This window comes from Alkalibacillus sp. S2W, assembly GCF_046764385.1.
Taxonomy (GTDB): domain Bacteria; phylum Bacillota; class Bacilli; order Bacillales; family Alkalibacillaceae; genus Alkalibacillus; species Alkalibacillus almallahensis.
Genome location: NZ_CP177234.1, coordinates 908,952 through 932,127 on the forward strand (window position 1 = coordinate 908,952; position 23,176 = coordinate 932,127).

The 23,176-nt window shown below is 36.8% G+C and carries 38 protein-coding genes; 26 read left to right on the top strand and 12 right to left on the bottom strand.

Going from position 1 to position 23,176, the window contains the following annotated elements:
- Nucleotides 1-40 precede the first annotated feature (40 nt).
- The 11 genes from ACKXGF_RS04900 to ACKXGF_RS04950 form a co-directional block, all read right to left on the bottom strand.
- A complete protein-coding gene (locus tag ACKXGF_RS04900) occupies nucleotides 41-937 on the bottom strand; it encodes a phosphate/phosphite/phosphonate ABC transporter substrate-binding protein (protein ID WP_411955104.1) in 897 nt (298 codons plus the stop codon).
- Between the two features lie 253 nt (nucleotides 938-1,190).
- A complete protein-coding gene (locus ACKXGF_RS04905; RefSeq protein ID WP_167263123.1) occupies nucleotides 1,191-1,391 on the bottom strand; it encodes a DUF3813 family protein in 201 nt (66 codons plus the stop codon).
- The gene (locus ACKXGF_RS04910; protein WP_279588360.1) at nucleotides 1,391-1,516 is read right to left on the bottom strand and encodes a hypothetical protein; all 126 of its coding nucleotides are present in this window, start codon (nucleotides 1,514-1,516) and stop codon (nucleotides 1,391-1,393) included. The genes ACKXGF_RS04905 and ACKXGF_RS04910 overlap by 1 nt, the downstream gene beginning before the upstream one ends.
- Before the next feature lie 181 nt (nucleotides 1,517-1,697).
- Nucleotides 1,698-2,531: a Cof-type HAD-IIB family hydrolase gene (locus tag ACKXGF_RS04915; protein WP_411955105.1), complete on the bottom strand. Its 834-nt coding sequence runs from the start codon at nucleotides 2,529-2,531 to the stop codon at nucleotides 1,698-1,700.
- Nucleotides 2,532-2,758: 227 nt separating this feature from the next.
- Complete coding sequence (locus tag ACKXGF_RS04920; RefSeq protein ID WP_411955106.1) at nucleotides 2,759-3,961, bottom strand: tyrosine-type recombinase/integrase; 1,203 nt, start codon at nucleotides 3,959-3,961, stop codon at nucleotides 2,759-2,761.
- Nucleotides 3,962-3,974: 13 nt separating this feature from the next.
- Nucleotides 3,975-4,478: an ImmA/IrrE family metallo-endopeptidase gene (locus ACKXGF_RS04925; RefSeq protein WP_411955107.1), complete on the bottom strand. Its 504-nt coding sequence runs from the start codon at nucleotides 4,476-4,478 to the stop codon at nucleotides 3,975-3,977.
- 66 nt (nucleotides 4,479-4,544) lie between these two features.
- Nucleotides 4,545-5,165, bottom strand: coding sequence for a hypothetical protein (locus tag ACKXGF_RS04930; protein WP_411955108.1), 621 nt, complete (start codon nucleotides 5,163-5,165; stop codon nucleotides 4,545-4,547).
- A complete protein-coding gene (locus tag ACKXGF_RS04935; protein WP_411955109.1) occupies nucleotides 5,158-5,787 on the bottom strand; it encodes a hypothetical protein in 630 nt (209 codons plus the stop codon). Before ACKXGF_RS04935 ends, ACKXGF_RS04930 begins: the two co-directional genes overlap by 8 nt.
- Entirely contained in the window at nucleotides 5,756-6,919 is a 1,164-nt protein-coding gene (locus ACKXGF_RS04940; RefSeq protein ID WP_411955110.1) for a hypothetical protein, read from the bottom strand. The genes ACKXGF_RS04935 and ACKXGF_RS04940 overlap by 32 nt, the downstream gene beginning before the upstream one ends.
- Nucleotides 6,920-7,147: 228 nt before the next feature.
- Complete coding sequence (locus ACKXGF_RS04945; protein ID WP_411955111.1) at nucleotides 7,148-7,423, bottom strand: hypothetical protein; 276 nt, start codon at nucleotides 7,421-7,423, stop codon at nucleotides 7,148-7,150.
- 55 nt (nucleotides 7,424-7,478) lie between these two features.
- Nucleotides 7,479-7,868, bottom strand: a complete 390-nt coding sequence (locus tag ACKXGF_RS04950; RefSeq protein WP_411955112.1) for a helix-turn-helix domain-containing protein — start codon at nucleotides 7,866-7,868, stop codon at nucleotides 7,479-7,481.
- Nucleotides 7,869-8,021: 153 nt separating this feature from the next.
- On the opposite strand from ACKXGF_RS04950, the gene ACKXGF_RS04955 reads away from it, so the two are divergent.
- Nucleotides 8,022-8,261 (top strand): helix-turn-helix transcriptional regulator, encoded by a 240-nt coding sequence (locus ACKXGF_RS04955; RefSeq protein ID WP_411955113.1) that lies wholly within the window; start codon nucleotides 8,022-8,024, stop codon nucleotides 8,259-8,261.
- A complete protein-coding gene (locus ACKXGF_RS04960; RefSeq protein WP_411955114.1) occupies nucleotides 8,262-8,426 on the top strand; it encodes a hypothetical protein in 165 nt (54 codons plus the stop codon).
- Here ACKXGF_RS04960 and ACKXGF_RS04965 read toward each other — a convergent pair.
- Entirely contained in the window at nucleotides 8,423-8,623 is a 201-nt protein-coding gene (locus ACKXGF_RS04965; RefSeq protein ID WP_411955115.1) for a KTSC domain-containing protein, read from the bottom strand. The genes ACKXGF_RS04960 and ACKXGF_RS04965 overlap by 4 nt on opposite strands.
- Nucleotides 8,624-8,694: 71 nt before the next feature.
- Here ACKXGF_RS04965 and ACKXGF_RS04970 point away from each other — a divergent pair, with 71 nt between their 5' ends.
- From ACKXGF_RS04970 to ACKXGF_RS05085, 24 genes are all read left to right on the top strand, one after another.
- On the top strand, nucleotides 8,695-9,006 hold the full coding sequence (locus tag ACKXGF_RS04970; protein WP_411955116.1) for a DNA-binding protein: 312 nt from the start codon (nucleotides 8,695-8,697) through the stop codon (nucleotides 9,004-9,006).
- Between the two features lie 54 nt (nucleotides 9,007-9,060).
- Complete coding sequence (locus tag ACKXGF_RS04975) at nucleotides 9,061-9,585, top strand: XRE family transcriptional regulator (protein ID WP_411955117.1); 525 nt, start codon at nucleotides 9,061-9,063, stop codon at nucleotides 9,583-9,585.
- Between the two features lie 207 nt (nucleotides 9,586-9,792).
- Nucleotides 9,793-10,053 (top strand): hypothetical protein, encoded by a 261-nt coding sequence (locus ACKXGF_RS04980; protein WP_411955118.1) that lies wholly within the window; start codon nucleotides 9,793-9,795, stop codon nucleotides 10,051-10,053.
- Nucleotides 10,054-10,169: 116 nt separating this feature from the next.
- Nucleotides 10,170-12,152, top strand: a complete 1,983-nt coding sequence (locus ACKXGF_RS04985) for a hypothetical protein (protein ID WP_411955119.1) — start codon at nucleotides 10,170-10,172, stop codon at nucleotides 12,150-12,152.
- Nucleotides 12,152-12,403: a hypothetical protein gene (locus tag ACKXGF_RS04990; RefSeq protein WP_411955120.1), complete on the top strand. Its 252-nt coding sequence runs from the start codon at nucleotides 12,152-12,154 to the stop codon at nucleotides 12,401-12,403. The genes ACKXGF_RS04985 and ACKXGF_RS04990 overlap by 1 nt, the downstream gene beginning before the upstream one ends.
- Nucleotides 12,404-12,421: 18 nt before the next feature.
- The gene (locus ACKXGF_RS04995) at nucleotides 12,422-13,336 is read left to right on the top strand and encodes a recombinase RecT (RefSeq protein ID WP_411955121.1); all 915 of its coding nucleotides are present in this window, start codon (nucleotides 12,422-12,424) and stop codon (nucleotides 13,334-13,336) included.
- A gap of 1 nt (nucleotide 13,337) precedes the next feature.
- Entirely contained in the window at nucleotides 13,338-14,039 is a 702-nt protein-coding gene (locus ACKXGF_RS05000; protein ID WP_411955122.1) for an MBL fold metallo-hydrolase, read from the top strand.
- A 16-nt stretch (nucleotides 14,040-14,055) separates the two neighbouring features.
- On the top strand, nucleotides 14,056-14,778 hold the full coding sequence (locus ACKXGF_RS05005; protein WP_411955123.1) for a DnaD domain-containing protein: 723 nt from the start codon (nucleotides 14,056-14,058) through the stop codon (nucleotides 14,776-14,778).
- A 16-nt stretch (nucleotides 14,779-14,794) separates the two neighbouring features.
- Entirely contained in the window at nucleotides 14,795-15,592 is a 798-nt protein-coding gene (locus tag ACKXGF_RS05010; protein ID WP_411955124.1) for an ATP-binding protein, read from the top strand.
- Complete coding sequence (locus ACKXGF_RS05015) at nucleotides 15,585-15,761, top strand: hypothetical protein (RefSeq protein WP_411955125.1); 177 nt, start codon at nucleotides 15,585-15,587, stop codon at nucleotides 15,759-15,761. Before ACKXGF_RS05010 ends, ACKXGF_RS05015 begins: the two co-directional genes overlap by 8 nt.
- A complete protein-coding gene (locus ACKXGF_RS05020; RefSeq protein ID WP_411955126.1) occupies nucleotides 15,762-16,286 on the top strand; it encodes a hypothetical protein in 525 nt (174 codons plus the stop codon).
- 131 nt (nucleotides 16,287-16,417) lie between these two features.
- Nucleotides 16,418-16,606: a hypothetical protein gene (locus ACKXGF_RS05025; protein WP_411955127.1), complete on the top strand. Its 189-nt coding sequence runs from the start codon at nucleotides 16,418-16,420 to the stop codon at nucleotides 16,604-16,606.
- 30 nt (nucleotides 16,607-16,636) lie between these two features.
- On the top strand, nucleotides 16,637-17,032 hold the full coding sequence (locus tag ACKXGF_RS05030) for a hypothetical protein (RefSeq protein ID WP_411955128.1): 396 nt from the start codon (nucleotides 16,637-16,639) through the stop codon (nucleotides 17,030-17,032).
- Between the two features lie 38 nt (nucleotides 17,033-17,070).
- Nucleotides 17,071-17,268 carry a hypothetical protein gene (locus ACKXGF_RS05035; RefSeq protein ID WP_411955129.1) on the top strand — a complete coding sequence of 66 codons (198 nt, stop codon included), beginning with the start codon at nucleotides 17,071-17,073 and terminating at the stop codon, nucleotides 17,266-17,268.
- A gap of 299 nt (nucleotides 17,269-17,567) precedes the next feature.
- Nucleotides 17,568-18,020, top strand: coding sequence for a single-stranded DNA-binding protein (gene ssb / locus ACKXGF_RS05040; RefSeq protein ID WP_411955130.1), 453 nt, complete (start codon nucleotides 17,568-17,570; stop codon nucleotides 18,018-18,020).
- Between the two features lie 119 nt (nucleotides 18,021-18,139).
- On the top strand, nucleotides 18,140-18,337 hold the full coding sequence (locus ACKXGF_RS05045; RefSeq protein ID WP_167263173.1) for an XtrA/YqaO family protein: 198 nt from the start codon (nucleotides 18,140-18,142) through the stop codon (nucleotides 18,335-18,337).
- The gene (locus ACKXGF_RS05050) at nucleotides 18,334-18,906 is read left to right on the top strand and encodes a hypothetical protein (protein WP_411955131.1); all 573 of its coding nucleotides are present in this window, start codon (nucleotides 18,334-18,336) and stop codon (nucleotides 18,904-18,906) included. Before ACKXGF_RS05045 ends, ACKXGF_RS05050 begins: the two co-directional genes overlap by 4 nt.
- 199 nt (nucleotides 18,907-19,105) lie before the next feature.
- Entirely contained in the window at nucleotides 19,106-19,612 is a 507-nt protein-coding gene (locus ACKXGF_RS05055; RefSeq protein WP_411955132.1) for a hypothetical protein, read from the top strand.
- Between the two features lie 91 nt (nucleotides 19,613-19,703).
- Complete coding sequence (locus tag ACKXGF_RS05060; RefSeq protein WP_411955133.1) at nucleotides 19,704-19,862, top strand: hypothetical protein; 159 nt, start codon at nucleotides 19,704-19,706, stop codon at nucleotides 19,860-19,862.
- On the top strand, nucleotides 19,843-20,310 hold the full coding sequence (locus ACKXGF_RS05065) for a sigma-70 family RNA polymerase sigma factor (RefSeq protein WP_411955134.1): 468 nt from the start codon (nucleotides 19,843-19,845) through the stop codon (nucleotides 20,308-20,310). The genes ACKXGF_RS05060 and ACKXGF_RS05065 overlap by 20 nt, the downstream gene beginning before the upstream one ends.
- A 182-nt stretch (nucleotides 20,311-20,492) precedes the next feature.
- Nucleotides 20,493-20,912, top strand: coding sequence for a hypothetical protein (locus tag ACKXGF_RS05070; protein WP_411955135.1), 420 nt, complete (start codon nucleotides 20,493-20,495; stop codon nucleotides 20,910-20,912).
- An 88-nt stretch (nucleotides 20,913-21,000) separates the two neighbouring features.
- Nucleotides 21,001-21,189, top strand: a complete 189-nt coding sequence (locus ACKXGF_RS05075) for a hypothetical protein (RefSeq protein ID WP_411955136.1) — start codon at nucleotides 21,001-21,003, stop codon at nucleotides 21,187-21,189.
- A 66-nt stretch (nucleotides 21,190-21,255) separates the two neighbouring features.
- Nucleotides 21,256-21,909 (top strand): phage terminase small subunit, encoded by a 654-nt coding sequence (terS, locus tag ACKXGF_RS05080; RefSeq protein ID WP_411955137.1) that lies wholly within the window; start codon nucleotides 21,256-21,258, stop codon nucleotides 21,907-21,909.
- Entirely contained in the window at nucleotides 21,893-23,167 is a 1,275-nt protein-coding gene (locus tag ACKXGF_RS05085; RefSeq protein ID WP_411955138.1) for a PBSX family phage terminase large subunit, read from the top strand. The genes terS and ACKXGF_RS05085 overlap by 17 nt, the downstream gene beginning before the upstream one ends.
- Nucleotides 23,168-23,176 lie beyond the last annotated feature (9 nt).

The following is a 23,176-nucleotide window of genomic DNA, read 5'->3' on the forward strand; positions in this document are numbered from 1 at the left end:
AAAAGGGAGGTAGACCCTCCCTTTTCGTTACAAGGTTTTATTATTCAAGGCTGATACTATCTTGGAAACGTTCGTACGTTTCTTCTACAACCTTATAATCTTCGTGCTCAGCTTCGACGATCGCATCCCATGTATAGACGTCATTCATGACTTGAAGCATTTCTTCATCTTCGTTAAATGATAAGAACGCTTCACGAATGTCACTGACAAGTTCATCATCTAGTTCTGAGATAACGGATACTGTATCGTTTGGAATTTCTTCCGTATAGCCAATCACACGTGTTTTATCTTTAATATCAGGATAGTCTTCTTCTAAATTATCGCGAACATCATCGAAAGTAGTGGCGACATCAGCTCCTCCTTCATAAACTTCTAAAGCGGCTGTGTCATGTGCACCAACTGCGTTTGCTTCACTGAAGAATTCACTTGTTAATTCTGCTTGGGATTCTAAGTCGTATTTGTCCATAAGTTGAGAAGCAGGGAATAAGAAGCCAGATGTAGACGCGGCATCACCATAAACCCATGATTTGCCTTCTAAATCATCGAGTGATTCAATGTCGGAATCTTCTTGTACGAGGTATTGTGCTTTGTAGGTTTCCGATCCGTGTCTTACCGATTTCAAAATAACTTCAACATCATAATCTTGATGGGCCATCACGTAGCCGAATGCTGGGATTAAGCCGATATGTACTTGGCCAGAACCCATCCCTTCAATTACTCCGTTGTAACTAGTCATCGTGCGAGGTTCCACTTCTTTGTCCAAAATGTTACCTAATTCTTCTGCTAACGGTTCAACTGTGTCGGCAATTGTTTCAGAGTCTTGTGATGGAACGAAGCCCATAACCAGTGTGTCAGGGTTACCTTCATCTCCGTCACTTCCACATGCCGCTAAAAATGCTACTACTGCTAAAGCCATCAATCCAAGTAACTTTTTCAAAATAATGCCCCCTTAAACGTATTAATATTGAAATCAACTTAATTATAAATAATATGTGACATTAGTACAACACAATTTTAAGAATTTGATACAATTTTACGAAATCTTTACAAAGAGTATGACATCAGTCGAAAATTGTATAAGTTTCGGTGTGTAAAGTTGCCCAAATCATGATAATAATGAACCTCTTTCTTATCAGATTTTATTCCATAAAAAATACCGAAAGCGTGTTAATCACGCTTTCGGTAAGGGATTACTGCTGATACTGATTCAATTCTTGTTCGAGTTGTTTTAATTCTTGTTCTTCTTCTGGTGAACATTGTTCATAAGCTGATTGAATACATTGTTGAACGGCTTGAATATCTTGGTCACTAGCCTCGAATGATTGATGTTGCTTTCGTTTGTTTGTTAAGTTTTCCATCGCATGACGGGCTTGGTTCATTAAATTTGCCATTAAAATCCTCCTCGGTTAAACGTATTTTGTTCTTTACGTTTTCGATCTTGGTCGGAAAAAGCACGTCGACCTTTTTTCGCCTGTGGATTGACTTTGCGACCCGGATGTGGCTTTTTTTCGCGCATGGAAGAAACCTCCTCAGTTAATTGACGGTTGGCCAAGTCGTCGTAGTGGAACACCTGATTAAGTGCTCATTTATAGTGTGGAGGGATAAGGCTTGTTTATGTTGATATAAAGTTGGAAAAGGAGGGAGAGATGGACAAAATAAAAATTGACCATCCTAAATTAAGGATAGTCAATTGAGAATTATTTAGATAAGACTGTCTGTGGTAAACCTAAATACATTTCTAAAAAGCGGGCAACACCGTCATCGTGATTGGTATGTGTAATTTCATTGGCCATTGATTTAAGTTCATCAATTCCATTATCCATTGCCACGCCAATTCCTGCATAATCGATCATTTCAAAATCATTGTCCTCATCACCGAACGCAATGATTCGTTCCTGAGGAATATCATACTCTTTGGCGATTTTTTGTACACCCACGGCTTTATGCAAGTCTGAACGAATAACTTCAATGACATGGAATGGCGCGCCCCATTTGCGATGGTCAACGATTGAAGCGTGACGCTCAGTCAACGTATTACGAATTGCATCGATACGGTCGTCGTATGGATGAATTAGAACTGATGAAGGATCAGAAGCTAAGTTCAGTTTCATATTACCAAAAATAGCAGGAGATTCTGTGCCAGCTTGGAAAAATTTCGTGATATCATGGTCGTTTTTAAATTCAATATACACTTGATCCAAAATTTCCGCTAATATATTTTGCACTCCAACGTCGTAACAAGTATCGACAATATCGTAAGCGACATCTTTAGGTAATGGTGAATGTAGATGATCCCAATTGGGTTGTTGTGGATGGTGAACAAGTGCCCCGTTCATATTAACAATCGGTGTATCTAAGCCAAGTTGTTGATAAAATTGGCGGCTAACACGATAAGGTCGCCCTGTCGCAATAGCAACAATATGCCCAGCTTTTCGTGCAGCTTCAATTGTTTTCATTGTTCTACCTGAAATGATTTTATCATTATTTAACAATGTTCCATCTAAATCTATACATATTAGATGCTGTTTCATTTTCTCACCTCATTATTCCGCGTTTGCTTCATTTCTAATTCAATTATAATACCACATTTTGCACGGATTGTCACTTCGATGATAATCGTTGGTATTTGTATGAATCCTAATTTTAATTTATTATATTTATAAAATGAAAGAACATACTAAAACCCCTTGTAATCAATGTTTACAAGGGGTTTGATTTGTTTAAAAAGCCAAAATATCACGTAAATATCACATAATGATTAGGAATTGATTTTTTGCAGCGTTTTTTGATACAACGATTTAACTTTAGCAGACGATTCTTTCTTCATCTTGTTTGTAACATGCGTGTAGACTTTCAAGGTTGTATCCGGACTATCATGACCAACACGCTCCATAATATTAGGGAGCTCGTCACCTTCTTGCGTCAGCATACTTATGTGTGTATGTCGGAAAATGTGAGGTGTGGCACGTTTTTGAATTGACGTCATGCCCATGATGCGTCGCATTCGATGCCACAGATGATTGGGCGAAAATGGATAACCATTTGTGCGGCAAAAGACAAAGTCATCATCGAGATAATCATCAAACTCTGTTCGGTATTTTAACTTTTGCTTTTTGTTTTCATTGATCACGTTAGCCAACATATCCATAAGATCTTGTTCCACTTCAATAACACGTACTGACCCTTTGGTTTTAGGTGGTGTCAGTTCAAATTCACGCATATTATTGTTAGGGCTAAAAATCGTTTTGGATATATCAATTAAATTCTTTTCGAAATCTAAGTCCGGTCGTTTTAAAGCACACATTTCTCCTGGTCGCATACCAGTGAAAGCCAAAAGAAAAAAGCACTCACGATCTAACGGGCGACCATGTTTTGAAACAACGTCTAGGAATTCGTTTAGCTCATGTGATTCCAAATACTTTTGGTCAATGTTGTCACTCTTAATTTCGTCAACAGTTTTTTGTTTTTTAGGTAATTCAATATCGTCACCAGGATTATCTTTTATTAATCGAGCTTTTCGAGCGTACTTAAAAATCATATTAGCGCACGCATGAATACTTCTTAATGAACTTTCTGCGTATATTTGATGCAATTCATACAAAACCTTTTGATATAAACGAAAGTCGATTTTTTCGATTTTAGCTTGTCCAAACTTATTATTTAATACATCAATCTCATGTCGACGTAATCGAATAGAGGTTTCTTTATTACCTGATTGTTGGTAAACAGCAAACCATTCGCTAGCCACTTCCTGAAAGGTTATGTTCTTCGCTCTTTGAACATCAATGTCATCCATTTTGATCGTGTTTAAGGCTTTCTCAATTTTCTGTTTCACTTCACGCTTCGTTTGGCCACGTCGTCTGATTTGCTGACGTTTCCCATTAACAGGGTTCGGTGGCCCTTCGGCATAGCCTTCCCAACGAATATTACCTGATGGCAACGTTACTTTTTCATATCTCATTTCACACACCTCCTCATCGGTAGCTTAATCTATTTTCGGCAGTCAAAAGGGTAGACTTCTGGTTACGATAGATCTGATTAAGTCGATCATAAACTAATGAATGCCTGATGCAGAAGGCTTCGGCTAATATACCGATAATAAAAGGGTCGCTAAAATCATAGTTCTTAATCATGTGATACGGTAATGCTGCGTACATCGCAAAAGCTTGAGCGTCTTGTTCTTGAAGCTCTCTAAATGCTTTAGGCATTAATGATTGATGACCGGCATGTCTTAGAATATGGCATAGTTCATGAAAAAATTGTTCACGTTGAATTGACTCGGGTTCTCTCGAATCAATGATAATCCCACGATATCGAACAATGACGTCATAGCGAGGGGGCATAGGCTTGCGGTGGGTATGGATGTAAAAAATGTGACCGATACGGTCGATGTTCAAATCTTGAGGTCTCATGATCTTGTGGCGTAGATATATGTTCGATACAAAATCTTCAAGTGCAGTCGTTTGATAATTTACCATTATTTTCACTCTCCCTTAACGACATTATACGAACATTTGTTCTGTTAATCAATAAAAAAAAGAAGACTATTCATCTTCTTTTAATAATTCTCCTAATTCATTATATAGACCTTCAAACATTGCTTTCGTAGCTTCTTCAGTACGGAGGTCTAATAACGAAGACAGATATAATTTAATTTTTCTCATAGAATTCCAGTTAGCTAAATAAGCGTTGCTATAACTACCATATATTTTTGGTTCAAAATGGTTGAGCAGATTGACATCTAATTTTTGGTTGTAAACATATAGTAATTCTCTTAATTGGCTATCATCTTTATTAAGAAGCGCAAAAGCATCATTATAATTTAGCTCTTTCAACGAATCATAAATTGGTCTTATAACCTTAATATTAGATTTATGTTCATTTTGAACTTTTTCAATTAAGAGCTCTTGATCTTTCTTAAAATGCAAGTCTTCCTTAGAAATCTGTAAAAAATGAACATATATGGCAATAAAACCTGTTAATAAACTACCAATCAGAAATAAGGAAGATTTTACTATTAAAGATACAAAATTTATGTTATCTTCATCAATAATCGGTGTATCATTAAAAATACTCACAAAAATTGAAATATAAAAAATCAAAGAAGCTGCTATGTTACCTAACATGAATATACAGGCAACAATAAATTTAAAATATCTAGGCATCTTTTCTGAGTCCTTTAGTTAGAGGTTTAATAACTTCTCGTTCTAATTCTGCCAAGTCACTATTAATTGGGTATACATTACCTTCACTATCTTTTTGTTCATTTTCTTCTAGTGTTTGCCCTAAAGATAAATGGTCAAAATATAGATTTACGTCTCCCTCCTTTGATTTATTCCGATTAGATGTGTGTTTATCAAAGAAGGGATGAGCCTTTAAACTATTTTTCAACTCATTTTCTTCTTCATTTAATTCGAAAATAATCTTTACTTCGTCTAAAAAATTTTGGTTTTCTAAACTCTCGGGTTCTAAACATTCATGACATATAAAGTTTTTAAGGTCTTCTTCGTCAGTGATGATATTTAACTCTTCGCAATTTGAACATTGATACTTATAGATTTTATTAAATAATCCCTGGTTATCAGACAGTGCTAAAAAGAATTTTATAGACTGTTTTAAGTCAATACCGAAATATGATGCGAATCTATATGGGCTGAAGTGATCTGCGTTTAGTTTGAGCTCGTCCATTAAAAATTTTCTGAGTAGTGGGTGGAATTCATCGAAAGGGAATTCTCTTTTCAAAATGTCTTTTTCATCATAGATACTGCATAATTTTGTATAAAACATATTGTTCTTGTGACCTCCTAAACTCGCTAAAAGTTCGGTAGAACCTTAGTTCTAGTGTATTATGAATTTCTCTCAAATTTACTTCGACAAAATGAAAATCATCCCCTTCCGGAGAAGATGTGAAATCGTCTTTATCAAATTTCCAATATAATGACAATTCAGTTAATTCCCTATGTTGATGAATTAAATCTTTTAAGTTCCAATAAATTTTGGAAGCATAAATAGGTTTTTGTCTTTTGTTTTTAGTAGAGGATCTATTATTTCTTCGATCAAAAAAAGAAAATCCATAAATATATCCCTCATTGAATCGTGATTCATCAATATTGTTAAATAAATCTTGATAATAAATTGATGTAATACGTTCTATGTATTCATTTGGTTCTGATAAACTTAAATCATTTGTTAAAAAATGATTAATCTTTTCTATTAATTGATCCTCAGAAAAGTCATCCATATAATTTCTTATAATATCTTCGGCCCGATTAGCTTCATCATTAAATAAATTATACATTACATCTCTATGTAACTTTGATTCATTAAATCTATTAATAGCTATGTTAGTAAATTGATGTATATAACTGGATACTTCATCAATTATTTCTTTCGTTTTGAGTTGGGAACGGGAAACTTGTCGGCGCCTTAATCGTATCAAACATTTGTGATTGTTGAAATCAAATATAACTGGTACATATAAATTTGCTTTTTGGTCCCGATTATCACCTAAAAGTGTTATCCCTAGATTGAACAAAAAAATAACCTGATCTTCTTCTTTTCTTACTGAAATTAACTTTTCATCAGATCGTACTGGATTTGAGATTTTTCTATCACGTACTGAAGCACTTATAAAGCTGTCATAAAATTCTTGAGCATTAACATCTGAACTTAAGTTAAGTAAATGTATTGTATCAGGTAATTCGTAAACAATTTTTTCAAACAATTGTTGCTCTAAATCTGTATCATCAAATCCATTTTTAATTTCGTCAGATAATATTATGTTAATTCTCTTCCAACCACTATCTGCAATAGTTTTCCTGAATTTACTTGGGAACTTTTCTATTCTAGGTTTCAGTAATTCAGAAAGATCTTTTACTTCTATGTTGCGAAGAAGCGGAAATGAGTATGTTGGTTTCAAATTTTGCCTCCTAATAATGTGAAATATTATGTTGTTTAACTATTGATAATCTTCTATAAGTTTGTGTCAAATAACAAAATCACCAATAAACAACATAATTTGCAAATAAATTTTAAATAAAAACGCACTAAAATAGTGCGAAATCTTGGATCTAATCTTCAATATGAAGTTTTCTGTTTCATCTAATCCAGTAAAATGAGCTCTTCATCCATATATACGAAAGTCATATTAACTATCTTGCAAAAACTCTTTATATTCTTTGTAAACATCTTTCTTTACATCAAAAATGTGCTTACAATCTTTGCATTTCATGAACACCTTTTTGTAGAACATGATCGGAATTATCAAAGCAATTAAAAAAAGAATAGGGGCTAAAAACCAACCTAATACAGGAATCCAAACTATACAAGCACCTATCACTAAGAAAGTTAATGCTAGAGGTAACCTATCAACTTTATTGCTTCCACATTTGTTACAAGTAATTATGTTCTGTCCTTCAGACATAAAATCCTCCTACAAGAATGATATTTATAGAAATGAATTCAAAAATTGTAAAGCTTTAATCTTCATCATTCTTTTTCTGAGACTGCTCATATATAAATTGAAAGTAACTCTCTAGTTGTTTCATCTCTTCTGGACCCATTTCTTTCCACTTCTCAATATCAAAGAAACCCGAATCCTCAATGCCATATTTCTCTAGCAAACGATTGTGTTCTGCTATGGGATCAAAGTCATTACCCTGCTCTTTATCAGTTTTTCCTAAAAGGTAATCGACAGTGACGTCTAAAACACTAGACAATTTCTCTAACGTCGAAAAATCGGGTTCTCTAACACCACTCTCATATTTAGCGATAGTTGAATAAGATACACCGACTTTGTTAGCTAAAATTTCTCTAGACATTTTTTCTTTTTCTCTTAATTTTTTTAGTCTGTGACTAAATTTATTCATTTTCATGCCTCCATTAAGGCTGATTTTACACTATTTGTCCAACTCCTAAAATATTTTTGGACAAAATGGGTAGAAAAGTATTGACTTTGGACATTTTGTCCATTATAGTATTAACTAACAGGACAAAACGTCCAAAGGTTAGGAGGTGTGAACATGCGCATCAACTTAAGGAACACACGAATCAAGCAAGGTTATAAGGATGTTGACAAGTTAGCTAATGCTATTGGAATATCAGCATCTTATTACTACAAGATAGAGCAAGGTAAAAGAACACCAGGGATTGATTTAGCGAAAAAAATTGCCGATGTATTAGATCAAACAGTCGATGATCTTTTTTTTAATCAAAACTTGGACGAAATGTCCAGAAACCAAAAAGAACAGGAGGTGTGTTAAATGGACCAAAGAATGAACAAAGACGTAATCGAGCATGCAAGGGCAATTTCAAACTGGTTAAGACATTCAGCTAACCCTTATGTATCCATTGAAATTACAGATGCAGATGTAAAAGTGACTTCTGTTGAAGAGAGTGTCCCTACAACAGAAGTCGAAAAAAGCTAGACGCGATTATAAGGATGAATCTTATCTAGTTTTGATAGAGCAGAACCTAATGAACTGGAATTCATAAATTCGTGATATTCAGATTCAGTCACTCCGTGGTAATGGTAAACGGCTCCATCGTGAAATTCCACTTCAAGAGTGTTGTCTGACCAACCCACGCTTCGCATTCTGCTAGATGAAACAGGCTTTCGCACCATAATGTACACCCCCTTCCTGTAATTACCATTCGACAGGAAGTGAGGATAATCCTTTAAAGGAGGTGAATAACATGCTCTCGATCGACACAAACGAACTTGAACAATCCATTGAACAAATCATCGAATCATCCGTCAACAAAGCAATTGAAAAGCACGCTTTGAAGGAACAATTGCCACCGTTGCTAACGCGGAAAGAGTTCATGGAACTGGTTGGGATTAGCAACACCAAATGTAACGAACTGTTTCATCGTGAGGATTTTCCAGTCATACGCGACTTTGGTCATCCAAGAGTGCCAACAAAAGAACTCATGGAATGGATCTCTTTCAACACAGAGTGGAGCCGAAAACATTTTACCAACCAAGACTTCAAATCCGTGATCTAGTTTCATCTTATCAATCAATCAAATCAAAAAAAGGTATAAGGGAGAGGAAAATTTATGACACAGGGTAGAGGACGTACTTCAAAACGATTACGTGAAGCAAGGAAAGCGAAAGGACAGACTCAATTACAACTGTCATTAGACACTTACCAATCGAGAGAGTCCGTCACGAAGCAAGAAAATGAAGAGTTTAGAGTGCAACCGCATTTAACCAAATACTTCACTGAAGAATACAACGATCCAAGGGTTGCTATGGAAGCAGCTTATGAATACACAGGTTGGGGCACGCCTTGGTTAGATGGTGCAGCGTTTGATGATCATCGAGCGTCGGTATTGCTACAAACTAAGCGTGAGGTTCAAGAAGCTCTAGACAAAATAGATGACGTTAACGTTGCTAAGAACCCGAACACGATTGCTGAATACGAAAGAAGCGAAATACGAGATTTACTAGTTGAGTCAGCTGAGGCTATGACATTTATCAAACAAGAAATCGCGATTATGTGTAAGGACTATCGATTTGACTGGATGGAGCTTTGGGACGAGGTCAACAACCGTCTTAAGTCACGCCAGTACATTAAATAAAGGAGGCATTCAAATGAGTTTAGGTGATTTAACGAAATGGGGGAAACGATTACAGGAAGCAGTGAACAGTCCATTTAAGATTAAGTGATTAGATAGTCTGCTAGAGGACTTTCGGAAGGCTTATGATCTCCAGGACCCTAAGAACAATCGTGAATTAAAATTCTATCGCAAGGTTGAACAACACTTAATTGAAGCGGAGGTAGCTTAATGGATCGAGAGCAAGAATTAGAAGCTGAAATCAAAAAAGAGGAAAGCTTCATAGATTATCTGTTTAGTCGATTAGATATCGAACTTGACCATCGGAATTACGATAACGCATTAGAACTCAACGAAGATCTAATCAAATCTATGAGGCGTGCTCGTAAGTTAAAGCACGAATTTAACTACATGAAACATTTGCAAAATGTAGCAGATCAAATGCAAGCAGATGGCATCAATGCACAAATGATTTTTTGGCCAAAAAAATAACCGCTTAAGGGAGCGGTCATTTCGTAAAAACATTCATATTACCCAACATGGGGAAACAAAAACTTCTATCACGTCTATTATAACTTTTTGACGTGACGGGAGCAAGGAGGAAAAGCATGGATATTAAACTACTGAATTTGAAGTTAACTAATTTCAAAGGTGTGAAAGAATTTGAGCTCAACGCAGAAGGGCAAAATGTGAAAGTATATGGTGACAATGCAACTGGTAAGACAACAATCGCAGATGGTTTTCAATGGCTACTGTTCGATAAAGACAGCAACAACAAGAAAGACTTTCAAATTAAGCAAGTCGATGATCAAGGCCAAGAAATACACAATTTAGATCATGAGGTTGAGGCAATCTTCTTAATTAACAATCAAGAGTTAACACTCAAGAAAGTCTATAAAGAGAAGTGGACTAAAAAACGCGGTTCCGTTAACAAAGAGTTTTCAGGTCATACAACCGACTATTTTATTGATGGTGTGCCTAGCAAAAAGAAAGAGTTTACCGACAAGGTCGCTGAGATTATCGATGAAGATGTGTTTAAACTTTTAACGTCGCCAAGTTACTTTAATGAACAACTTCACTGGAAAGATCGTCGTAACACTTTATTAGAAGTTGCTGGGGACGTATCGGATGAAGAGGTCTACTCATCTAACCAAGACTTAGAAAAGCTCAAAGACATCTTAGACAATCGTTCAGTCGATGATCATAAGAAAGTGATCGCATCTAAGCGTAAAGAGATCAATGAAGAGTTAGAACGTATTCCCGTTCGAATTGACGAAATTAACCGCAATTTACCTGATGTAGACGGATTAACAAAAGAAGGCATTCAACAATCATTGGACAGCTACCAACAAGAGATTGATCAATACCAGTCGAAAATCAATGACATTCGAAACGGGTCGGATATTAACAATTTGAAAAAGAAACTAAGCGACATTGATTTAGAGGTCTCCAATCTTAAAAACGAATACGAGCAGCAAGGACAAGCCGAATTAAATAAGACGAAGATCTCGAAGCAAGAACAAGAATCTAATAAGTCCATTATTCAATCCAAAATCGATACGGTGGAGCAAGAAATTGGGCGTAAAAAGAAAGTCATCAGTGACAACGAAGCTGAGATGGAACAGTTGAGAAATAATTATCACGAGGTCAATCAAGATCAGTTCGAACATGATGAAGAATGCGAGTGCCCAACCTGTGGCCAAGAGCTACCTGAAGAACAAGTGGAAGCGTCTCGACAAAAGGCTGAGGAAGAATTCAACAAACTTAAAGCTAGAAAACTTGAACGCATTCAAAGCGATGGCATAGCGCTGAAACAAAAGAATGACAATCTGAAAGTTGAAATTGAGAACCATGAGACTGAGATTAAAAAGTACAAAGAGCAAATAACTGAGATTGATAAGCTCATCAAAAAGTGTGACGACAAGATTAGTGAACTTGAAAATCAAGTTGTAGATGTGACGGAAACGGAAGCGTATCAAGAGAAGATGAAAGAGCGACAAGATATTGAAGCTAAGATTGCTGATTACCAATCATCTATCGAGGCATCAATTCAAGAGAATGAAACCAACATCCAAGACTTAAAAGAAAAACAAAAGGGGCTGCAAGCTGATCTAAGTAAATTAGAGCAAGCTGAAACAAGCCAAAAACGCATAGCTGAATTGGAACAACAAGAGAAGGATTTAGCAGCTGAATTTGAGCAGCTTGAAGAAGAGTTATATCTAGCAGAAGAGTTCATTCGCACAAAAGTGAACTTACTGGAAGGCAAGATCAACGACAAGTTCAAATACGCACGCTTCAAGCTATTTAAAGAGAATATCAACGGTGGTTTAGAAGAAACGTGCGAAACGTTATTTGAGGGTGTTCCGTATTCAAGCGGTTTGAATAACGCAGCACGAATCAATGTTGGTTTAGATATTATCAACACGTTATCTAAACACTACGGCTTTAATGCACCAATTTTTGTTGATAATGCAGAGGCTGTTACAGAGTTAATTGATACGAACGCTCAAACGATTAGCTTGGTCGTTTCTGAACAAGATAAAGCGTTACGAGTAGAGAAACCTGAACAAAACCAAAAGGAGGCAGTTTGATGTCTAAATTTGATGTGGTTGAAGCGAGTAATGCACAAAAACATTATTGTAATGAAAACAATGCTCCGCACTTTGCACCCCAATCGGGACGTTGTTGGAATTGTGGTTCAAATATCTACGAAGCTAAGCAAAAGGTTATGGCTAAAGGAACAGAATATGAACGTGAGGTTACAACTGGAATTACTGTTGAAGAGGCATCAAATTCATTGGTAACAGGATGCCCTCATTGCAATAGAAGTTACTGCGATTAATAAAAGGAGGAATTTTAAATGAGTAATCAAAATCAACTGGCATTAGTTAAGAAAGATACGGTGGACGTCGTAGCAGATAAGGTCAAAACATTCCAAGAGCAGGGGGAGCTTCATTTCCCTGCTAACTACAGCCCAGAGAACGCTATGAAGAGTGCTTGGCTAAAAATGCAAGAGGTCAAAGATAAGAGTGGTAATCCTGTTCTAGAAACATGCTCACGCGATAGTGTCGCTAACGCATTGCTCAATATGGTTGTTCAAGGACTTAACCCATCTAAAAATCAAGGGTACTTTATTGCTTACGGAAAGACACTGACATTCCAACGCTCATATTTCGGCACAATGGCGGTAACTAAGCGCGTAACAGGTGCCAAAAGCATTGACGCTAACGTGATTTATGAAGGTGATGAAGTCGATTACGAAATGAAGAATGGTCGAGTACAGAACCTCGAACACAAACAAAAATTTGGCAACATCAATAAAGAAAACATCATCGGCGCTTATTGCATGATTGATTTAGGTGACGGTGATGTTTATACAGAGCTCATGACGATGGACGAAATCCGTCAAGCTTGGAGCCAATCGCAAATGTGGGGCAAAGGTCAACAAAAGGAAAAAGAGGGTTCAACACACGATAACTTTAAGCAGGAAATGGCTAAGAAAACGGTTATCAATCGTGCTTGTAAGAAATTCATTAACTCTAGTGATGACGGTAGCCTCGTGATCAATCACTTTAATCAAACGGATGAAGCGGTTGAGGAAGCGCAGCTAGAACAAGAGTTAGAACAAAATGCCAATTCAGAGATCATTGATATTGAGTATAATGAAGCGCCACAAAATGATCAACAAGAAGACCAGTCGGAAGATGAAGCTATTTACGATGCTGTTGATCAACAAGAAGAGCAAGCAACCGACACAGATGGACCAGGTTTTTAACATGATTGATATTCAAGTAGTTGGTTCAAGTAGTAAAGGTAACGCCTATCTTATTACAGATGGGCGTACGCCTATACTTTTGGAATGTGGCGTTAAATTTAAGGATATACAGCGAGCCATAGGCTTTAAAACGAGCGATTTAGCAGGGTGCTTAATCACACATGAACACAACGATCACTGTGCAGCACTTAAAGACGTAACGAAAGCAGGCATTGATTGTTATATGTCACCAGGAACAGCCGAAGCAATCAATCATAACCATCACAGAGTTAAAACAGTCAAAAGCAAACAAGCTTTCACAGTAGGAACATGGACCATTTTACCGTTTGATGTACAACATGACGTATCAGAACCATTAGGATTTCTTTTAGCCAATCAAGACGGTAACAAGCTGTTATTTGCGACTGACACGTATTACATCAAATACAAGTTTAAGGGCCTCACACATGTCTTAGTCGAATGCAATTACAGCCTAGATATTTTAAATGACAATATAGCAACTGAGCGCGTGCCTAAGTTGATGAAAAAGCGTCTACTTCGATCGCATTTTAGCTTAGAGAACGTGAAAGGCTTCTTAAAGGCTAACGATCTATCTAAGGTTCAAACGATTTATTTGCTGCATCTTAGCGATAACAACAGTGATGAACAACGTTTTAAAGAAGAAGTACAAGCCTTAACTGGAAAGCCAGTTTATGTAGCGTAAAGAAGGTGAGTAATTAATGAATTATTTAAAGGAGATTAATGCATTTTATGATCAGCTCGAACTAAACCCACTTTCATCATCCGGAATTGCTTTATGGCACACATTGATGCACATAAACAATAAGGCAGGATGGAAAGAACAGTTTACGGTAGCCGCATCAGTATTATGTATGAAATCCGGTTTAAAAGAAGGGACCTTCAAAAAAGCACGTAATGAATTAAAGCAGAAAAACTACATTGATTTTATGTCTCGAAAAGGAAATCAATCAGCAATATACATTATCAATTCTAATTTGTCGTCAAATAATGACCGCAGTAGTAGCCACAATAGTATCGGAAGTAGTGACCACAGTGATAGCCACAATGGTAGCGCATTAGTTAAACAGAAACGAAACGAAACTGAAACGAAACATAATGAGCTAGCTAGCGCGCGCGTATACCAACAAGCTCAAAAGTATTTTTTAAACCTAAGTGCAAAAGATCAAGATCTGCTAGATAGCTATATTGATGACCTAGGTGGTGAATTGGTACTCGAAGCCATGGATCGTGCTCAACAAAATGGTGCAAGACTAAAATACGCTGCAGGTATTATGAATGACTGGTATCGGAAAGGCATTACAGACATGGACGCAGTAAGGCGTGATGACGAAAAATTCGAGTCTTATAAACAACAACGTCAATCACAGCCTAAAACGGCTAACGGAATGCCTGACTATGATCCACAATTTGATGGATTTTAAGGGGGGAGTGAAAGACATGGAAAAGGTTAATCAGCATTTGAGTTCAATTGAACAAGCAGGCGAACGCGAATGCTCGAATTGTGGGAACATATATCCTGTTTACAAAACACCAAAAGGCATATTGGGAGCCTGCAAACCTTGCGAAGATCAAAAGTTAAAAGAGTCGCTTGACTTACCCAAACAAGAAGATTTGCCAAGTATCAAAAAGCACCGCTTTATCAATAGATTCATGAGCCACCCAGATCAATTAGAAGGCGCTACGATTCGATCGTATCAAGCGGATAGTGACTCACAAAAAGCCTTGCGTGAATGGGTGATTGATTTTGTTAAAAACTTCGGTGCAAAAGAAGGCGATTCACTTGTTGTTAGTGGACAAGCCGGACTAGGCAAAAGTCATGTTGCTTATGCAACCGCAAAAGCGCTACGTGGTCAGAATTATAAAGTGCTCTATATCGAAACACCAAAACTATTAAACTACTTTCGTGAAGCTTATAACGACTGGACGAACTACACGCATGATGATTTGTACGCCATGCTGCAAGGCTTGGATCTGTTGATATTAGATGATATAGGCGCTGAATATATCAAAGACAGTCAACATGGGGCGGAGTCCTGGGCATCTGAAATTTTATATAACGTGCTCGACGATCGACAAGGCAAAAGCAAAATCATTACAACGAACTATACAGAGCGCCAACTAGCGCACAAATATGGTTTTCATGGTGGTCGGATTACATCACGTATGTATGACGGTGCTAAAACGATACGGCTTGAAGGTCAAGACTTTAGACGAAAGGATGATGACGATGTGTAACGGAAATGGCGTTGTCTGGGTGGAAGTGCTCCCAGGCGCCTATGATTTACAAAGATGTGACTGTGAAAATTGCGAAGGCGTTCAGCTACGGAAAGAACCAATCGAGAAAACATTCAAAAAGTGGGACGCATACATCAAACGAGAACAACGAATGAAAGGGGCTGTCTAAATGCGATACATCGGTCTAGATCCAAGCACAAAAACAGGATTTGTGGTGATGGACGAGCGGGGCGAAGTGCTCGATATGAAAGAAATCAAACCGAAATCAAAACAAGATCCGGAGCGCTTTGGTGAATTAGCTGAGTTGGTTGCTATGGAAATTGAACAGGGCGACAAAGTCATTATCGAGGGCTTTTCATATGGCTCTAAAGGCGCTGCGGTTTCAACGCAATACGGTATCGGTTGGCTGATACGTTCGAAACTCGTTGAACTAAGCAACTTAGACGTGATTGATCGTTACGTGGAAGTTACGCCAAATGGACTTAAGAAGTTTGCGACGGGTAAAGGCAACACAAAAAAAGAGGACATGATTTTGCCGATTAATGATCGCTGGGGATTTAGAAATCCATCAGACAATATTCGAGATGCTTACGTGCTGGCTCAAATCGGACGGTATCTAGACGGTCGTGAGAAACCAACAGCGTTTCAGAGAGATGTTTTAGATAAGCTTCATGAAAATGAGGTAGCGTCATGACTAAAGTTTACGTTCGAGAAGAGAAGTGGCGCAATGCTGAAGGGGAACATTTGGTTGATGTTGAGACGTTTTTTAGTCAGCCGAAGCGGTTTGACTATATTCTGTTTGTTTGATCTTGGGAGGGTTGAATAATGGCGAAGGAATACACTGTTTACAAAGGTGAAGACATTATCGTATCAGGAACGGCTAAAGAATGCGCTCAAGTCTTAAATATCAAACCTGAATCTGTCAGATGGTTATCGACGCAAGCTAATTTGAGACGAATTGAAAAGCGACAATATTCTAATCACGCCATGGTTGCTGTGTGTTTAGATGATTAATGCTAATAAGACTGAGAAAGGGTGGCAAAGATGGAAGTGAGAATTTGGGATGTTAAGTTACTTGATGGAGATAAGCAAGAGGAAATGGAGTTAGTTAAGACCATTGATGAACTCGAAATGAATAAGGATTTGGAATTTGGTGGTTTTATAGTCATTGATGGAAAAGCGTATAGACATTGTATGTATAACAGAGAAAAGGATTTATTGTGTGTTGAGCCAGTAGAACTCAATGAACATGGTGAAGAAATAGAATATGACGATTTCACTTGCTCTTATTGCGGAAGTAAGGAACATGACGAATCTGAGCTTAGTGATGAAGGTGAAACGGAATGCGGTTCTTGCGGTTCTGAATTGGAATACGAAAGGGTTATAACAGTAGAATACAATGTTCGACCAAAGAAGTGTGCCCCAGTTACAAAAGTGTAATGAACAAACCGACCAAAATGTGAAGGGGTGAAAACCAAATGCAAGTGATATCTTTTCGTGAAGCATTAGATATAAATTTGGACAAACCAGTTGGCTTTTATAAAGATATAGGTAATGGAGATTATGACGAAATATGGTTTCCAAAAGGGTGTTTAACATCTCAAAAAATATCAGTACTGCCAGTAAAAAATTATACAATTAGTGATTTAGCTAACGGTAGATGGATGACGAAATAATCGTACTTACCGACCAGGTTGTGCGGTAGAAGGAGCCACTCTATGGCTCCTTTCTATTAAAAGATTTCACGTTAAGTTCCCGTAGCTCCGTTGAAATATTTATGAGTGTACCAAGGATTAAACCAAGAAATGCACCTAAAGGACCGTATAAGAAAAAACCTAAGATACCACCGACCATTAGTAATAGAAATAGATAGTAAGTCATTTTATCCCTCCAAAGTTATTTTAGCACAGGGGTAGATGTTAAGAAATCAGTATATGGAATTTCGGATATAAAACGAATTAAAGGAGCTATAAGCATGTTAAATCGATCAGTATTAGTTGGACGTCTTACCAAAGATCCAGATCTAAGATATACCAATAATGGCGTGGCGGTCGCCAACTTTATAATAGCCGTCAATCGTCCGTTCAAAAAACAAGATGGTGAACAGGAAGCCGATTTTATTAATTGCGTGATATGGCGCAAGCCCGCTGAAAATCTAGCAAGCTATATGAGTAAAGGTAGCATGGTTGGCGTTGATGGACGTATTCAGACACGCAGCTATGACAATCAAGAAGGCAAGCGTATATTCATAACAGAAGTGGTTGCAGAGAGTGTACAGTTCCTTGAATCAAAGCAAAGTAATCAAAATCAGGTCAATAATCCTCAACAATCAAAACAAAGCACACAGAGCCAAAATGAAAGCTCTAAGCAGTCGTTGGAAGAAGCGGGCGAGCCAGTAGATTTACAGGATGATGATTTACCTTTCTAAAGGAGTGATAGACATGAAATTTAACTGGGCATGGTTGATGCTAGGCGCTTATGCGTTATCGATTATTGGACTAGCGTTAATAGTTTATTTGCTTTTTGCAATCGCAGTATAGGGGGCAGATGAGAGTGAAAAAATTACCAATAGATATGGACAATCGTCAAATTTCTGTCAACATAGAAGGTGATGAGCCTTTCTGTATTGTATATTCAGACGGGAAGGCCAAAATTACTAAGCTACCGACTCATGGTGAGACAAAAGTTATTACTCATCAGGGGAAAGTGAAACGGGTGAAGTTTGACGAGGGGGAAGAGTTTTGAGAAATATTTTTAAAAAGATATATGATTTTTATGAAGAAAACTCTAATAAGATCCTTAAACCAATCCAAACAATATTTGATATATTAATAGCACCAATTGATTTATTAAATAAGATAATATCATGGGCGTCTCAACATTTATTTAATTTAATAGTTAATTTTGTCGATTTTATTTATAAAAAGATTTTTGTAGTTTTGGTTGTCTTCACAGTTATTCTGTTATTTTTCCATTCATTTGGAGATAATTTTTTGACCGATAGTTCTGAATTGCAAAATTATACTAGAGATATTGTTAATTTTAATGTTTCATTCTCAATCGGTTTAGCTGCGTTATTAATTGCGATATTTTCTTTCTTTGATATAGATAAAACAGATTTCAAGAAACAAGATACTATAAATTATTTCAAATCGATTGTTTATTTATTGTTAATAAGTTTCTTATTACTTTTATCTAGTTATTTACCTTCTGACTATGAAATAATTATATTTATTTTATTAATTATTTCGGTTTCTATAACTCTATTAATTATCTTAAAAACTAAAACATTTATGGAAGATTTATTAGAATAATTCGTACCAGCCAACTGGAGGACACTGATTTAGCGTTATAGTGCTTAGTTTGTGTCTTGTTAATTATTAGATATTAAAAAACTTGGTTTATTGTTATATTTTATAACAATTAGGTTGAATTCATGATTTTCCCCGTTCGTGATGAGATGAAAGTAGTCACATACAGGGAAGAGTGAAGTTTGATGAGGGGGGAAGAGTTATGGATGGAGCAGAATTAAGTCAATTGATTATTGCAGTTTTTACAGCTATCGCAGCTGTAAGTTCAATGATTGTAACTATTATTACTGTAAGGCAGTATAACCTGCAAAAAAAGGAACAAATAAAAAAATATAGACCTTTTTTTAAAATTAAAAGTTATCACTCAAACTCTCCATATAATTACTTTTTTGATATTGTAAATGAAGGTTATCCATTTTTTGCTATAAGTAATATAAGTTGGGGAGGGAATGGCGTAATTATCCGAGACTATTTTAATGCACAAATGGAACGTACTAAGCATAAATCAAGTCATAGCGAAGTTATAGAGAAATACGAGAATTTACTTATCCAAATTGAAATTGAAAAAGAAGTTGACACTGAAGGCTTCATAGAGATCAGAGGCTTCGATTTAGAACACAACGATTTTGTTTACCGTACACCATTGATCCAGATAAAAAAAGGTGAAATTTCTAACGGAAAGCATTTAACATTTCAATATTTAGTATAGTTCTACCAGACCACTGGAGGACACTGATTAAGCAAGTTGCAACATGCAGCTGCTTGATTGGTGTCCTCTTTTTTATTAAGGAGTGAAGATATTGCGAAAGATGAAATACACAATCAAGCACAAAGTGAGCAGTTATCGAAAAGAGAAACGATCGGGTGTGCTGAATCCAGTGAAGCCGAGTCAGTATTTTAAATATTTAGCAGGTGAGCTTGATCGAAAGGATGATCAATATGAATCTAAAAACGATTGAAAATATGATTAGTGATTACCATTGGATGATTCGTGAAGTTGATCGGTTAGAGCAAGTGCTTTGGGGAGCTTGGGGGTTTAATCAGAAAAATGAAGGCGTATCGCAATACGGTTTAGCATCTGTTATGCCTAATGGATCTCCTGGGAAAAGCCAGGCAGAATTAGATGCTATGGATCGCCAAGATAGAAAACGCTATGAGCGTTATATGCGATTTAAACGAATGACATCAGCTGTCGAACATGATATTGAATTACTAGATGATGATTTTTTAAGAACAATCTATGATTGCATGATGGAAGGTATGAGTTATCGTGCCATTGGCATGCATTTAGGGATTGCACGTCGAACGCTTTACAATAAAAAAGATACCATTTTGCACACTTTGCACACATTAGACCAAAGTAGCCAGATTATACACTTTTTGCAAAGCCAAAAAAATGCTGTTTAAAATAAATTAACGCGTATGTTAAAAATTAATATTCGCGACGCAACATGCCTAGCTCTCGATGTGTTGATTTTCACTCTCCCTTAATGATGCACAATCGTTGGCTGGGCATTTTTTTGATAATTAAATTCTATGCAGGAATTTTTACATAATTGTCGAATGGTGGTATCTAGGAGGTGAAAGTCATGAGTATAGAACCAATTCAGTACAATTCATGGAAAGAAAGTAAGTTTGATCCTAGGTTCGAAAATTTTTTATTAGGAGAAAACAAAATTAAGTTAAGTAATCAACCAACTGTGCCAGGAAAGGATGAAGATATTTTACACGATTATATTGACCATAAGTTTTACATGACTAATACGGGGTTAACGTTACTACTTCAGGTTAAAAATGAAGAAAATGATGAAATTTACACGTATATTTATCCTGATATTGAGAAAATAGAAGCACATAGTGAAAACTCATTTAAATTTTATATTGATTGCATTAATAGGGACAAAAAAAGACTATATGAAGAAAATAAACTTTCTCAAAGATATGGGGAAAAAGCAGAAGATTTAGATTATACTGACAAATATAGAATTCAACTTGTTTATAAACATTAGAACATTACATTAGAGACTATTTATTATGTTTAATGCAGGATTTTCCTCTTAATTGTCGAATCTTGGGAATTAAGGGGGAGGTGAAATAATGAGACAAAATTATCAATTAATACTTTTTTATGAGGATAATCAAACAGATGTGCTAACGATTACTTCTAACACACCGCCAAACGCTGAGAGTAAAGTAGTTAATAATACTTGGGTAAAATGTGAAGAATCAGGAAGGTATTTTAACATGAATAAGGTAAGATGGTTTCAAGTACAAGAGAATGAATAATTTTGATTAAGCACCCTTAGCGGTGCTTTTTTATTTGGTTAAAATAGGGAGGTAGGTGCTTATGTAATGACGAAACAACCCCATGCAAACTTTTGTGGTTCAAAAACAAGAGGCGGTAATCCTTGCAAAAACAGAGCTATGGCAAATGGTCGTTGTAGAATGCATGGCGGTAAATCAACAGGCGCCCCAAAGAAAAACGATAATGCTAAATCACATGGCTTATTTTCGAAATATCTGCCTCAAGAAACTTTAGAAATTGTGCAGGGTATGGATGATATAAAACCGATTGACATACTTTGGATGAATATCAAAATGCAGTTTGCTTCGATTATGCGAGCGCAGCAGATTATGTTTGTTGAAGATAAAGACGACATGTCAAAAGAGGTTAAGAAGAAAGAATCTGTTGCTGGCGAAAGTATGGAAGTCGAAAAAGAAGAATATGAAATTCAATTCGCTTGGGATAAACAGGCGAATTTTTTAAATTCTCAAAGTCGAGCCATGGGTGAGCTTAGAAGTATGTTAAAACAATTTTATGATTTAGCAGACTATGACGATCAGAGACGGCTAGAAGCTGAAAAGATGACCGCAACGATTGAGAAGACGAAGAAAGAAACAGAATTCATTGACGAGCGTAAGAAGCTTATCCAGGGCGAGAAGAAAGATACAAGCCTATTAAATGAACTAATAAACGTGGTGAAAGACGATGTGCAAGACGATTAAACTGTCACCTAAACAAAAACAAGCGGTTAGATATCCATTTGATCATACGTTAGAAGTTCATGAGGGAACGCCTAGATCGGGAAAAACGACGGGCGTTCATTTTCGTTTAGGTTACTATTATTCCCTATCACAAGATGAAAATCATTTAGTCACAGCTTACAACCAAGAACAAGCGTTTCGTCTATTTATAGATGGTGACGGAACAGGCTTAATGCATATCTTTGGTGACCTAGCTAAAATCAAGCATGATGAGCACGGCGATCACTTAGAAGTGCATACACCTCAAGGCGTGAAGCGGATTTATTATAAAGGCGGGGCTAAAGCGAACAGTGTCGGCGCAATTACAGGTATGTCGCTCGGCTCTGTAGCATTTGGTGAGATTAACTTACTAAACATGGGCTTCATTCAAGAGTGTTTTCGGCGAACTATGGCAGCGCATGACCGATTTCATATAGCTGACTTAAACCCGCCGGCTCCACATGACCCTGTTATTGGTGAAGTATTCGAGGTTCAAACAACGCGGTGGAATCATTGGACCATTCATGATAATCCAATCATTAGCGAGGCTCGTAAAAAAGAGATCTATGAAACACTTAAAAAGAACCCGTACTTGTTGGATCGTGACTGGTTCGGTAAGCGTGTGATGCCTCAAGGTGTTATTTATAGCATGTTCAACATGGAAGAGCATACCGAAAATACGCTCATAGGTAAGCCTTATGAGATGTTTTTCGAAGCTGATGGTGGGCAGTCGGATGCGACGAGCGTTAGTTGTAATATCATAACCCGTTACAATGAAAAGTTTCGGTTAAACCGCGTTGCTCATTATTATCACAGTGGCGCTGATACAGGACAGACAAAGGCCATGAGCACATATGCGAAAGAGATTAAGCAATTTATTAAATGGTGTACAGACAAATATGAAATGAAGTTTACAGAGCTATTCGTTGACCCTGCTTGTAAGTCACTTAGGGAAGAATTACACCTTGTAGGCTTAGATACATCACGAGCTGATAACAATGCGACAGATGCTAAGAAGCAAGGCGGTGGCATTGAAGTAGGTATTGAACGTGCGCAAAACGCAATTACAAACGGTCAATTCTGCTTAGTTGAGAATGACGAATACGGCCATTATAACTTTGTAAAAGAAATCGGCATGTACGTTCGTGATGATAACGGCAATCCCGTTGATGAATATAACCACGCTATGGACGAATTTAGATACAGCATTAACCATTTTTACAAGGACTACGTGATCTAGGTGGTGACA